Below are 12,552 nucleotides of genomic sequence, written 5' to 3'. Positions count from 1 at the left end.
GCATGCGGCTCTCCGTGCGCGCCCGCCCGCGCGTCGTGGTCCATCTCGCCGGCGCGGTCGGGACGATGCTGCGCGCCGCCGTCGGCACGCCCGACGCGGACGGCGGGGCGGACCTGGTGATCGCGCCGGCGGACGGCATCCCCAGCCTTGCCGCGCGGCCGATCGAGCAGGCGGCGCTCGACCTCGACGCCGATCCGCCGATCCTCCTCCTCCCCGAGGGAGCCGCCGCCTGGCTCGGCTGGCTCGCGCTCGGCGCGCCGCTGGTCCGCCGTCTCGCCGGGTGCCCGGAGCCCGGCACCACAGCCGCGCGGCTCGCGCGCCGCATCGCCTCGGCGGTCGGGTTCACGGACCTCGTGCTGGTGCGGCTCGACGGCGACACCGCCGAGCCTCTCGCCGCGCCGGATGCGCCGACGCTTGCCGCCCTCGCCGAGGCCGACGGGATCGTCGTGCTGCCGCCCGCGAGCGAAGGCCTGCCCGCGGGCGCCCCGGTGTCCGTGCAGAGGTTCCGGCCCTGACCATGCCGCCCTTCGATGCGATGGCCGCGGTGCGCGCCGCCGCCCGGCAGGAGCAGTTCCTCGAGGTCGTGCCGGAGGAGGAGGCGCGGCGCCGCTTCGCCGCGGCCTTCGCGCCGCGCCCGCCCGGCACCGAGACCGTGACGCTCGCCTCCGCCCTCGGCCGCGTGCTGGCCGAGGACGTGGTCGCGGAGGTCGATGTTCCGGGCTTCGACCGTTCCGTGGTCGACGGCTTCGCCGTGCGCGCCGCCGACACCATCCCCGCCGGCGAGACCGCGCCGGTGCGGCTCCGGCTCAATCCGGAGGTGATCGCCTGCGGCCATGCCCCGGCGCTGGCGGTGGAGCCGGGCACGGCGAGCCTGATCGCGACGGGGGGCATGATGCCGCGCGGCGCGGATGCGGTGGTGATGGTCGAGCACGCCGAGCCGGAGGAGGACGACGGCGGCAACCGGATCGTCCTGCGCCGGCCGGTCGCGCCGGGCGCGCATGTCGGGGGCGCGGGCAGCGACATCGCGCGCGGCGAGACGGTGCTGCGGCGCGGCCGCGTGCTCACCAGCCGCGAACTCGGCATGCTGGCGGCGGTCGGGCGGGCGGAGGTCGTGGTCCTGCGCCGGCCGCGCGTCGCCGTGCTCTCGACCGGCGACGAGCTGGTCGCCCCGGGTGCCGCGCCGCGTCCGGCGGGCGTCTACGACAGCAACGGCGCGATCGTCGCCGCGGCGGTGGCCGAGGCCGGCGGCGAGGCGCTGCCGCTCGGCATCGTGCCGGACGACGAGGCGGCGCTGGAACGGGCGCTCGCGGAGGCGCTGGCGGCGGCGGATCTCGTCGTGCTCTCCGGCGGCACCTCGAAGGGCGCGGGCGATCTCTGCTACCGCGTGGTGTCGCGGCTCGGGCGGATCGTCGTGCACGGCGTGGCGCTGAAGCCGGGCAAGCCGCTCTGCCTCGCGGTGGCCGACGGCAGGCCGCTGATCGTGCTGCCCGGCTTCCCGACCTCGGCGGTGTTCACCTTCCATGGCTTCGTGGCCCCGCTGATCCGGGCCATGGCCGGGCTGGCCGAGACCGGGGCCGAGACCGTCGAGGCGCGGCTCGCGGTGCGGCTCGGTTCGGAACTCGGGCGCACCGAGTACGCGATGGTCTCGCTGGTGCAGGGCGAGGCGGGGCTTGCCGCCTATCCGCTGGCGAAGGGTTCGGGCGCGGTGACCGCGTTCTCGCTCGCCGACGGCTTCGTCGCCGTGCCCGCGCTCGCCGAGGCGGTGGAGGCCGGCGCGCGGGTCACGGTGACGCTGATCGGGCGCGGCGTGCGGCCGGCGGACCTCGTGGTGATCGGCAGCCACTGCGTCGGGCTCGACCGGATCGCGGGCCTGCTGGCGGAGCGCGGCATCGCGGCGAAGGTGCTGAACGTGGGCTCGCTCGGCGGGCTTGCGGCGGCGCGGCGCGGCGAGTGCGACCTCGCGCCGATGCACCTGCTCGATCCGAGGACCGGCGAATACAACCGCCCGCTGCTGCCCGAGGGTGTCGCGCTGATCCCCGGCTGGCGGCGCATGCAGGGGATCGTGTTCCGCAGGGGCGATGCGCGCTTCGAGGGGCGCGACGCGGAGGCGGCGGTGGCGGCCGCGCTCGCCGATCCCGTCTGCCTGATGGTGAACCGCAACGCCGGCAGCGGCACGCGCGTGCTGATCGACGGGCTGCTGAAGGGCGCGCGCCCGCCCGGGTTCCTGAACCAGCCGAAGAGCCACAACGCGGTCGCCGCGGCGGTCGCGCAGGGCCGCGCCGACTGGGGGGTGGCGATCGCCACCGTGGCGCGCGCCTACGGGCTCGGCTTCATCCCGCTCGCCGAGGAGCACTACGACTTCGCGGTGCCGGTCGCGCGGCTGGAACGGGCGCCCGTGCGGGCGTTCCGCGAAGTGTTGACCGCGGCCCCGACGCGCGAGGCGTTGACGGCGCTCGGGTTCTCGCCGTCATCCTGAGCGGCCGGGGAGGGGTCCTCATGCGCCGCATCGCCATCGCCCTGCTGCTCGCCCTGCTTGCCCTGCCGGCCGAAGCGGAGCTGCGCGGTCACGGCGGCCCGGTGAAGGCGATCGCCGTCAGCCCGGACGGCGCGCATGTGGTGTCGGGGAGCTTCGACCAGTCGGCAATCCTGTGGTCGCCCGCGCGCGGCGCGGCGGAGGCGGTCTTGCGCGTGCACGACGGCGCGGTCGATGCGGTGGCGTTCCTGCCGGACGGGCGCTTCGTCACCGGCGGCGAGGACGGCCGGATCGCGCTGTGGCGCGCGGATGCGCGCGAGCCGGTGCGCCTGTTCGAGAGTGTGGGCGCGCGCATCGCGGCGGTTGCCGCCTCGCCGCGCGGCGGGCTGATCGCGGCGGCGTCGTGGGACCGGAAGGTGCGCGTCTGGCCGGTCGAGGGCGGGGATGCGCGCGTCTTCGAGGGCCACAGCGAGAACGCGGTGAACGCGGTCGGCTGGCTGCCCGATGGATCTGCGGTGGTGTCGGCCGGGTATGACGGCACGGTGCGGCTCTGGCCGCTCGAGGGCGCGCCGCGGGTGCTGGCCGAGGTCGGGTTCCCCCTCAACGCGCTGGCGGTGCTGCCGGACGGCACGGTGGCGACGGCGGGTGCGGAGGGCACGGTGTTCCTCGTCTCGCCCGGCGGCGGGGTCGCGCGCCGGCTGGACGCGGGCACGGCGCCGCTGATCACGCTGGCGGCGAATGCCGACGGCACGCGGCTGGCGGCGGGCGGAATCCGCGGCAGTGTCGCGATCTGGGCCCTGCCGGAGGGGCGCCTGATCCGGTCGCTGACGGGGCCCGGGCTGCCGATCTGGGCGGCGGCCTTCGCGCCGGACGGCGTGCTCTGGACCGGCGGGTCGGACCGGCGCGTGCGGCGCTGGGACGTCGAGACAGGCGCGCATCTCGGCGGAGCGGTGGCGGCGCCGGAGACGGAGGTCGCCTCGGACCATCCGGGTGCGCGCGTGTTCCGCGCCTGCGCCGCCTGCCATACGCTGAAGGGCGGGTCGGCGAACCGCGCCGGGCCGACGCTCGCGGGCCTGTTCGGCCGGCGCATCGCGTCCGTGCCCGACTACCCCTACAGCGAGGCCCTGCGCGGCATGGACATCGTCTGGACGCGCGAGACGGTGGCGAAGCTGTTCACGCTCGGCCCTGCGACCTACACCCCCGGCACGAAGATGCCCGAGCAGGTGGTCGGCAACGCGCAGGACCTCGAGGCGCTGCTCGACTTCCTGGAGCGCGAGACGCGCGGCTGAGGCGCCTTGCCGGTGTCTGGTGTTCGTCTATAGCTGGAGGGGGGTCTGGGGGGACGACCGTCGTCCCCCCAGGCTTTTTCTTCCGATGATGGAGCGCCGCATGCCCGTCCCGAACCGCCTCGCCGCGATGGCGCCCGAGATGACCGAGTGGCGCCGCGATCTGCACGCCCATCCCGAACTCGGGCTCGAGGAGCATCGCACCTCGGAGATCGTGGCGGCGAAGCTCACGGCGTGGGGCATCGCGGTGCATCGCGGCCTCGCGCGCACGGGTGTCGTCGGCACGCTGAAGGTCGGCTCCAGCCCGCGCGCGATCGGCATCCGCGCCGACATGGACGCCCTGGCGATGGAGGAGGCGAACGACGTCCCGCACCGTTCGCGGCACCCGGGAAGGATGCATGCCTGCGGCCATGACGGGCATACGGCGATGCTGCTCGGTGCGGCGAAGTACCTGGCGGAGACCCGCAACTTCGACGGCACGGTGCATTTCATCTTCCAGCCGGCCGAGGAGGGGCTGGGCGGCGGGCGGATCATGGTCGAGGAGGGGCTGTTCGACCTCTTCCCGTGCGACCGGGTCTATGGCGCGCACAACGACTACCAGATGCCTGTGGGCGAGATGGCGGTGGCGGAGGGGGCGGTCTCGGCCGCCTCCGACCGGTTCACGATCACGATCGCCGGCAGGGGCGGCCATGCCGCGCGGCCGCACCAGACGGTCGATCCGGTGCTCGTGGGATCGCACCTCGTGCTGGCGCTGCAGAGCATCGTCGCGCGCGGGATCGATCCGGCCGATCCGGCGGTCGTCTCGATCACGCAGTTCCATGCCGGATCGGCCGGCAACGTGATCCCCGAGGAGGCGATGCTGAACGGCACGGTGCGCACGCGGAAGCCCGAGGTGCAGGACCTGATCGAGCGGCGCATGGGCGAGATCGCGCAGTCGGTCGCCGCCGCGTTCGGTGCGACCGTCACGCTCGACTACCGGCGCGGCTATCCGCCGGTGATCAACGCGCCGGAGGCGACCGAGGCGGCGGCGCGCGCGGCGGCGGCGCTGCTCGGCGAGGACAAGGTGCATCGCACCCTGCCGGTGCGCATGGGCGGCGAGGATTTCAGCTACATGGCGCAGAAGGTGCCGGGCTGCTTCGTGCGGATCGGCCAGCGCGGCAAGGACGGCGCGGGCAGCGTGCCGGTGCACAATCCGCGCTACGACTTCAACGACGAGATCCTGCCGATCGGGGCGGCGTTCTGGGCGACGCTGGTGGAGCAGGAGCTGCCGCGGCGCTGACCGGTCCTTCTCGGCGCGCAGGTCGCCGAGCCGGCTCCGCGTCGCCTTGTCCATTCCGCCTCCTCGTCCCGCCGGACCGGCGCAGGCTGCGGTCGGGCGCACGGCATGCGCAACCTCGGCGGCAGCCGGCGAAGCGGTTGCGGCCTCGTAAGGCTTCATGGCATCGTGCGGCGCAGCGCGGGAGAGCGGTGCGGCGACCGGACGGAGGATGTCACGCCAATGAAACGCATGAGCGCCATCCTCGCGGGCCTCGTCTGCGCCACGGCTCTGGCGCTCGCGGCTGCCCCACTGCCGGCGGCGGCGCAACAGGGGCAGCGGCAGCAGGCGAGCGGCTTCACGCTGAAGAACGAGGGCGACATCGCCGTCTACGAGCTCTACGTCGCGCGCGGCGGCACGGGCGCGCGCAACTGGGGCCCGGATCGGTTCGGTTCCGACATCCTGCCGCCCGGCGGCAGTTTCCAGGTGCGGCTGCCCGGCGGGTTCGGCTGCTCGGCCGACATCCGCATGGTCTACGAGGACGGCGAGGAGGAGGTGCGCGAGCGGGTGGACATCTGCCGCGAGCGCGAGGTGGTCGCCGCGCGCAGCGCGCCGGCCGCCGGTCCCGCGCGCGAGGTGGACCTCGTCAATGCCGGGCCGCGCACCATCATGTTTCTCTACATCCGCCCCGCCGGGAGCGGCGACGACTGGCAGGAGGACAGGCTCGGCAGTTCCACGGTCGAGCCCGGCGCGCGCTTCACCGCGCAGGTGCCCGACCAGGGCTGCGTCTACGACATCCGGGTGGAGTACGACAACGATGCGGCCGAGGAGCGGCGCAATGTCGATCTCTGCGCGGCAGCACCGCTGACCATCGCGCCGGGCTGGACGGTCGCCGAGGATCCGGCGGCCTTCGTTCCCGGCGCGGTCGGCGCGCCCGGCGCACGCGCCGCTTCCGGCCGGCAGGTGACGGTGGTGAACCGCTCCGGGCGCACCGTGTTCACGCTCCACGTGTTCCCCGACGGCGCGCGCGACGAGGGGGAGGACCGGCTCGGTGCGAGCACCCTCTCCGACGGCGACCGGGTCGAGGTGGCGCTGGATGCCTCGCAGGGCTGCCACTTCACGGTTCGGCTGAGCTACGACAACGGGGAGCGCGAGGAACGCGCGGGGATCGATCTCTGCGCGATCGGCGAGCTCGCGATCGAGCCGGGCTGGGTCGAGGCGACGATGGCCGGCGCCGCACGGCTGGTCAATGCCGGGCCGGTGCCGATCATCGCGCTCTACGCCGATCCGCCCGGGGCTGCGCGCGGTCCCGACCGGCTGGGCGACCAGGTGCTGGGTGTGGGCCGGTCCCTCTCGCTCGCGCCGCCGCAGGACGGGGTCTGCGCCTACGATCTGACCGCGCGCTTCCGCAACGGCGCGGAGACGCGCGTGCCCGCCGCCGATCTGTGCGCGGGCGGCGAGATCCTGCTGGCGCCGTGAGGGAGGGGAGAGGATGCGACCGGGACCGGTTCTGGCGATGGCGGCGCTGCTCGCCGCCGCCACCCCCGCGAACGCCCAGGACGCCGGCCTGCCGGCGGCGGTGCAGGGGCTGTGGATCGCCGGCGAATGCGCCGCGCCGGAGGCGATGCTGTTCGCCACCGGCCGCGGCTGGGTGGCATTGCCCAGCCACGGGCAGCAGCGCCTGTGGCGCGTCGCGCGCACCGGTCCGGTGGCCGGCGGCTTCATCCTCGCGGTTGCGGACGACGCGGACCAGACGCGGCTCCTGCTGCGCCCGTCATCCTCCGGCCTGGAGGTCCGGCAGCCGCCCGCCAAGCTTGCGGACGCCGAGTTGCCGGGCGATGCGCCGGCGACGACCTTGCGGCGCTGCACCTCGATTCCGGCCGCCCTGGCGGCCCTGCATGGCGAGGGGCTCTCCTTCCTCGGTGCCCTCGACGGCATCGAGGCAGCCTGTGCGGGCGGTGATGCCGCCGCCTGCCTGGAGACGATCTGGGCCTGGGCGGATGTCGCGCCGGACGGCGTGCTGACGGCCGCCGAGATCGCGCGGCTGGCCCGCGGCGTCGCCTATGCCGTGATGCTGAGCGAGGGGGCGGATCCGGAGGCGATCGCGGCCGCGCTCGGAGCCGGGGCGCTCGGCGGCGTGGCGATCGGCTGGTCGCTGATCGCGAGCTTCGACTACGACGGCTCGACGTCGCTCTCGAAGGCGGAGGTGATGCAGGATCGGTTCCCGCCGCCCGGGCTCGCCGGCGCGGTCGCCGCGGCACCCTCGGCCGTCCCGCAGGGCGCGAGCCTCGCCGGCCAGCTCGGCGCGCTCAGGACGCTGATCGAGGAGCTCGGACCGCTGCTCGGCCTGCCGGGACGCTGACCGCGCCGGCGAGGCGGCGGATCGCGGCCGCGACGCGCAGCCGGGCCTGCCCGTCGTGATGCGGCGGATGGGCCGGTCGCGGCGCGTGGACGGCCGCCGCCAAGGTCGCCGCATCGGCGAGACGATTGGTGCCGCGGGTGACGGTATCGGGCCGTTCCGTGGCGGGGCGCAGCGTGACGCAGGCGATGCCGAGATGGCTCGCCTCCTGCTGCACGCCGCCTGAGTCGGTGATCACCACGGCGGACCGCGCGACCAGGGCGAGGAACGCGACATAGCCGAGCGGCGGCAGCCCGTGCACGCCCGGCGGCAGGGCCAGCCCGGTCTCGGCCATCCGCCGCGCCGTGCGCGGATGGACGGGGAAGACGAGCGGCAGGTCGCGTGCGATGTCGGCCAGTGCTGCGAGCAGCGGCGCGAGCGTGTCCGCGCGGTCGACATTCGCCGGACGATGCAGCGTGACGACGCCGTAGCGATGCGGCACGAGGCCGAGCCCCGCCGGCCCCGGATGGGCGGCGATCGCGCCACGCATCATCTCCAGCGTGTCGATGGTGACGTCGCCGACGCGCTCGATGCGCACGGGATCGATTCCCTCGCGCCGCAGATTCGCATCCGCGACCGCATCGGTCGTCCAGAGGATGTCGGCCGCGTGGTCGATGAGGAGGCGGTTGGTCTCCTCGGGCATGCTCCGGTCGAAGCAGCGCAGTCCGGCCTCGAGATGGGCGAGGGGGATGCCACGATGGCGCGCCGCGATCGCGGCCGCGAGCGAGGCGTGCACGTCGCCGACCACCACCGCGAGATCGGGCGGGTCGGCAGCCAGAAGGCGATCATAGGCCTCGATGGTGCGGCCGATCGTCTCGCCATGCGTGCCGGCGGCGATGCCGAGCGCGACATGCGGGGCAGGCAGGCCCAGTTCGGCCATGATGGCGCCGGCCATCGCCGCATCCCGATGCTGGCCGGTGTGCACCAGCCGCGGCCGGCACCACGGCTGGTCCTTCAGCGCCCACCAGAGCGGCGCCACCTTCATCAGATTGGGGCGCGCGGCCGCGACCAGGTGGACGACGAAGCCCCTCACCCTGGCCGGCGCGGGCGTCGAAGGTGGCGCGTCGGGCGGGAGGGGCGCGTCATACCCGGAGCACAAGTGTTTGACCTTTGTGCGGAGGGTATGGCGCGCGGGGCTCAAGGGGCGGCCGCGCGCAAAACCAAGGCCTGATGCCCGGCCGGCAAAGGTCGAACCTCTGTCGGCCGGGTATCAGATGCCGATCCGCCTCGCGCTCTTGCGGAGCAGGGCGGCCGCGACCGACAGGCGCGCCTCCTCGGCGGGCCGGACTGCGGGCGCGGCGGCGCCCTTTGCCGTCCGGCTGGGCGGCTTCGCGGGCTTGCTGGCGGGGGTGCTCTTACCCGGCGTCGTCTTCCGCACCTTGTTCTCCGCTCCGGACTTGCTCCGCGCCATGGATCGTCTCCCTGTATCGGCCGGCTCAATCTGATGCCAAGTCACGCGGCCCGATGCAACGGGTGTCGCATTCCGCGAGCATCGGCGTGCAAGGCAAGACGGGCCCGAGCCACCGTTGCACAACCCGGCGGTTCGTGCGCATCTCGCGGCCGTTCATGGCCGGATTGCCCCCCATTGACGCCCGGGCCGCGCGCGGTGTCGGCCTGATGGTGATTTCGACCTTCGGGTTCGCCGGCAGCCACAGCCTCATTCGTTTCGTTGCGCACGAGGTCCATCCTTTCGAGACCGCGTTCTTCCGCAGCCTCATCGGCCTGCTGCTGATGTCGCCCTGGATCATGCAGGGCGGCTTCGCGGCCCTGCGGACGGCGCGTTTCCCGGCGCATCTGTTCCGCGCGGTGCTGAACGCGGGGTTCATGCTGAGCTACTTCCTCGGGCTCAGCCTGGCACCGCTCGCCAAGGTCACGGCACTGTCGTTCCTCGGCCCGGTCGTTGCGACGGCGATGGCGATCGTTCTGTTGCGTGAACGGCTCGATCCGGTGCGGCTGGCGGGCCTCGTCCTCGGGGTGGCCGGCGCGGTCGCGATCGTGCGCCCGGGCGCGGTGCCGTTCGGTCTCGGCACCGGCCTCGTGCTGCTCGCCACCCTGTTCTGGGCGGCGGTGATGACGACGATCAAGAGCCTGGCCCGGACCGAGACCAGCCTGACCATCGCCGCCTGGATGGCGCTGCTGCTGATCCCGATCAGCCTCGCCTTCGCGCTGCCGGTCTGGGTGTGGCCGAGCGGACGGACGCTGATGTTCCTGGTCGCGATCGGCGCGCTCGCGACCCTCGGCCAGCTTGCGCTCGGCCAGGCATTCCGCCATGCCGATGCCTCGCTGCTGTACCCGGTGGATTTCCTCCGCCTCGTCTGGGCGTCCGGTTTCGGCGTGCTGGTGCTCGGCGAGTTCCCCGACCTCTGGGTCTGGATCGGCGGCGCGGCGATCAGCCTCGCGGCGGGGATCCTCGCCTTCGGCGGTGGGCGTCGGCGCTAGGGCCGGTTCCGCCTGCCGGAGCCGGCCCGGGGATTCCCGGCGCGCATCGTCACCCGATCGGGCGAGTCCACGCGTTCGCAACCTGCGCCCGCGTGGATCGCCTGCGGCTGGGATCTGCGGTCGGGGGATGACGATGCTGGCGGGGACGGATCGGACCGGTGCCGTCACGTCCGCCGGCCGCGCCGGCGCGGGCTCCGCCGGCCGGATCATCGATCCCCTGGTCGGAGCGAGAGGATTCGAACCTCCGGCCCCTGCGTCCCGAACACAGTGCTCTACCAGGCTGAGCTACGCTCCGACACCCGGGGATCAGGCCGGGCTGTATAGGCAAACGCCCCGCCCGGGGCAAGCCGGCAGGGTTGGGATCAGGTCAGCGCCGCGGCGGCCCGCGTCCCCGGCCGGAGCGTCGCCAGCAGGGGCAGCACCTCCTCCGCCCCCTCCGCCACCGCATAGAGGCTGCGCGCCGAGGCCTCGGCGAATCCTGCGCCGATCGCCGCCTCGATCGCGGCGATCAGCGGCTGCGCGCTGCCTGCCACGTCGCACAGCACGATCGGCTTGTCGTGCAGCCGCAGCTGGCGCCAGGTGATGATCTCGATCGTCTCGTCGAGCGTGCCGAGCCCGCCCGGCAGCATCACGAAGGCATCGGCGAGCTCCGCCATGCGCGCCTTGCGCGCGTGCATGGACTCGACCTCGATCATCTCCTGCGCGCCGGCATGCGCGACCTCCCAGCGGGCGAGGAAGGTCGGGATCACGCCTGTCACCGTGCCGCCAGCCGCGAGGCAGGCATCGGCGATCCGGCCCATCAGCCCGATCCGGCCGCCGCCATAGACCAGCCGGATCCCGGCCTCGGCAAGGCGGCGGCCGAGCAGCTCGGCCGCCTGGGCGTGGCGCGGATCGGCGCCGACGCGCGAGCCGCAGAACACGGCAACCGCACGGTAGTGGTGCTGCATCACGCTCTCCTTCAGGCCCGCCCTACCGCCGGGGATCGGCGCCGTCATCGCCTGCCGCGCGCAGGGCTGACACGATCGTGAGCCGGCCGGCACCGCGGTTCACGGCAACAATCCTGCCGCGGCACCGATCGCCGAGTCGCAGACGAGGGGAACAGTCCGAGATGAACAGAGCATTGCTCGCGGCCACACTGGCCGCTGCCGTCGCCGCACCCGTCGCCGCACTGGCGAGTGCCGCGATCATCCAGGAGCGCCAGGCAGGCTTCAAGATGATGGGCGACAGCATGCGCGCCATCCAGGCGGTCGTGCAGGCCGGCGGCCCTGCCAGTGCCGCGGTCGAGCCGGCGCGCGCGATCGCCGAGCACGCGCCGAAGATCAAGACCCTGTTCCCGGCCGGCAGCGATCAGGGGGCGCGCACGCGTGCCCTGCCGACGATCTGGTCCGACCGTGCCGGCTTCGAGGGTCGCGCGGATGCCTTCACGGCCCAGGCCCAGGCCCTGCTCGCCGCCGCACGAGGCGGCGACCTCGGCGCGCTGCGCAGCGCGCTGGAGGCGACCGGACAGGCCTGCGGCAACTGCCACCGGCCGCACCGTGCCCCGGAGCGGTGAGGTCAGCCGAGCAGGTTCACCACCGCCCAGACCGTGCCGGCGGCGACCGCAAGCGCCGCCGCCGCCGGCACTGGCCCGGCAAGCCGCGGCGGGCGCACCCCCGCAGGCAGGCGCTTCGCGCCGGTCACCATCGCCTCGATCAGCCGGTGGCCGGCCAGCCGGTAGGCGATCACCGCCGCCACATGCGCGATCACGACGATCAGCAGCAGGTCGGAGATGCGGTAGTGCCAGGCGGTCAGCCGATCGGAGACCTCCTTGCCGACCAGGGGAACGAGCGGCCCGTCGAACAGGATGTCGTCGTTGGCGAACAGCCCGGTCGTGCCCTGGGCCAGCACCAGCCCGAGCATCAGCACGACCGCCCAGCCGCCGAGGGCGTTGTGGCTGGTCTCGCGGTCCGGCCGGCCGGCGAGCAGATGGCGCAGATGGGCCAGCGCCGCGCGCGGGCCGCGCAGGAAGGTGGCGAAACGTGCGCTCTCGCTGCCGATCACGCCCCAGAGCAGGCGGAACAGCACGAGCGTGAGCGCCATGTAGCCGCAATACGCATGCAGCCGCATCTCATGCATCCGCACGGTGACGAACGACCCCACCAGCGTCAGCGCCAGCGCCCAGTGGAAGAGCCGCGTCGGCGCATCCCAGATCCTGGCCTCGACCGTGCTGTCGCCCTCGCCGCGCATGCGCCGTCCCCTTCGCCTGCTCCACCATGGGACGATAGCCAGAGGCCGGGACGTCTTCGACCGCACGGCTGCGCGAGCAGGTGAACGACCCGTGCTCGAACCGTTGCTGATGGCGCTCGGCCCCTGGCGGTCGCCGCTGCTCGCCTTCGCGGTGGCGCTCGGCACGGCTCTCGCGGCGCGCCCGCGTCCCGCCCTCGCCGGGGTCGCAGCCGGGGCCGGCCTCGCCGCCGGATTGTTCGACGTGTTCGGGGCGATGCTGATCACGCCGCGCATGCTGCCCGAGCGGCTGCCCTGGCTCGCGCTCGTCGCAGCCCTCATCGGCGCCGCGCTCGACCTCGCCCCGCTCGGACGGAGGCTGCGCGGCGCCGTCCTGGTCGCGGGTGCGGGCGCGGCGGCGTGGTGGATGCTGGGCGCGCCGCGCACGCCGGCGGATCTCGCCGCCGTCGCGGGTGCGGCCGGGCCGGTCGCGGTGGTC

General features: G+C 74.2%; 12 protein-coding genes, 1 tRNA gene and 1 pseudogene. 9 read left to right on the top strand and 5 right to left on the bottom strand.

What is annotated here, in order from left to right; genetic code table 11:
* The 6 genes and pseudogenes from FK498_RS13090 to FK498_RS13065 all read left to right on the top strand — a co-directional run.
* A pseudogene (locus FK498_RS13090) lies at nt 1-515 on the top strand (hypothetical protein); the annotation flags it as partial.
* A 2-nt stretch (nt 516-517) separates the two neighbouring features.
* A complete protein-coding gene (locus tag FK498_RS13085; RefSeq protein WP_141855255.1) occupies nt 518-2,476 on the top strand; it encodes a molybdopterin biosynthesis protein in 1,959 nt (652 codons plus the stop codon).
* A gap of 20 nt (nt 2,477-2,496) precedes the next feature.
* Nucleotides 2,497-3,762 carry a c-type cytochrome gene (locus tag FK498_RS13080; RefSeq protein WP_141855254.1) on the top strand — a complete coding sequence of 422 codons (1,266 nt, stop codon included), beginning with the start codon at nt 2,497-2,499 and terminating at the stop codon, nt 3,760-3,762.
* A gap of 100 nt (nt 3,763-3,862) precedes the next feature.
* Nucleotides 3,863-5,038 (top strand): M20 aminoacylase family protein, encoded by a 1,176-nt coding sequence (locus FK498_RS13075; protein ID WP_141855253.1) that lies wholly within the window; start codon nt 3,863-3,865, stop codon nt 5,036-5,038.
* A 228-nt stretch (nt 5,039-5,266) separates the two neighbouring features.
* Nucleotides 5,267-6,493: a hypothetical protein gene (locus FK498_RS13070; RefSeq protein ID WP_141855251.1), complete on the top strand. Its 1,227-nt coding sequence runs from the start codon at nt 5,267-5,269 to the stop codon at nt 6,491-6,493.
* A 13-nt stretch (nt 6,494-6,506) separates the two neighbouring features.
* Nucleotides 6,507-7,376 carry a hypothetical protein gene (locus tag FK498_RS13065; RefSeq protein ID WP_141855250.1) on the top strand — a complete coding sequence of 290 codons (870 nt, stop codon included), beginning with the start codon at nt 6,507-6,509 and terminating at the stop codon, nt 7,374-7,376.
* On the opposite strand, the gene wecB is transcribed toward FK498_RS13065, so the two are convergent.
* The gene (wecB, locus tag FK498_RS13060; RefSeq protein WP_141855248.1) at nt 7,324-8,445 is read right to left on the bottom strand and encodes a non-hydrolyzing UDP-N-acetylglucosamine 2-epimerase; all 1,122 of its coding nucleotides are present in this window, start codon (nt 8,443-8,445) and stop codon (nt 7,324-7,326) included. The two genes, FK498_RS13065 and wecB, sit on opposite strands and share 53 nt — an antisense overlap.
* A gap of 177 nt (nt 8,446-8,622) precedes the next feature.
* Nucleotides 8,623-8,823, bottom strand: a complete 201-nt coding sequence (locus FK498_RS19340) for a hypothetical protein (RefSeq protein ID WP_161988409.1) — start codon at nt 8,821-8,823, stop codon at nt 8,623-8,625.
* Between the two features lie 53 nt (nt 8,824-8,876).
* Between FK498_RS19340 and FK498_RS19335 the strand changes: the two genes are divergently transcribed.
* Nucleotides 8,877-9,851 (top strand): DMT family transporter, encoded by a 975-nt coding sequence (locus FK498_RS19335; protein WP_370510905.1) that lies wholly within the window; start codon nt 8,877-8,879, stop codon nt 9,849-9,851.
* A gap of 218 nt (nt 9,852-10,069) precedes the next feature.
* Here the strand turns inward: FK498_RS19335 and FK498_RS13050 are convergent.
* Both FK498_RS13050 and FK498_RS13045 read right to left on the bottom strand, forming a co-directional pair.
* Nucleotides 10,070-10,146, bottom strand: a tRNA-Pro gene (locus FK498_RS13050).
* A 67-nt stretch (nt 10,147-10,213) separates the two neighbouring features.
* Nucleotides 10,214-10,798, bottom strand: coding sequence for a TIGR00730 family Rossman fold protein (locus FK498_RS13045; RefSeq protein WP_141855244.1), 585 nt, complete (start codon nt 10,796-10,798; stop codon nt 10,214-10,216).
* 161 nt (nt 10,799-10,959) lie between these two features.
* On the opposite strand from FK498_RS13045, the gene FK498_RS13040 reads away from it, so the two are divergent.
* Entirely contained in the window at nt 10,960-11,403 is a 444-nt protein-coding gene (locus FK498_RS13040; RefSeq protein ID WP_141855242.1) for a cytochrome c, read from the top strand.
* 2 nt (nt 11,404-11,405) lie between these two features.
* On the opposite strand, the gene FK498_RS13035 is transcribed toward FK498_RS13040, so the two are convergent.
* A complete protein-coding gene (locus tag FK498_RS13035; protein WP_161988407.1) occupies nt 11,406-12,077 on the bottom strand; it encodes a cytochrome b/b6 domain-containing protein in 672 nt (223 codons plus the stop codon).
* Between the two features lie 91 nt (nt 12,078-12,168).
* On the opposite strand from FK498_RS13035, the gene FK498_RS19330 reads away from it, so the two are divergent.
* Nucleotides 12,169-12,552 (top strand): hypothetical protein (locus tag FK498_RS19330; protein ID WP_370510904.1); only part of this gene is annotated, 384 nt, incomplete at its 3' end.

This window comes from Elioraea sp. Yellowstone (assembly GCF_006704265.1).
GTDB lineage: Bacteria > Pseudomonadota > Alphaproteobacteria > Acetobacterales > Acetobacteraceae > Elioraea.
This window is presented reverse-complemented; position numbering and strand designations above follow the sequence as displayed.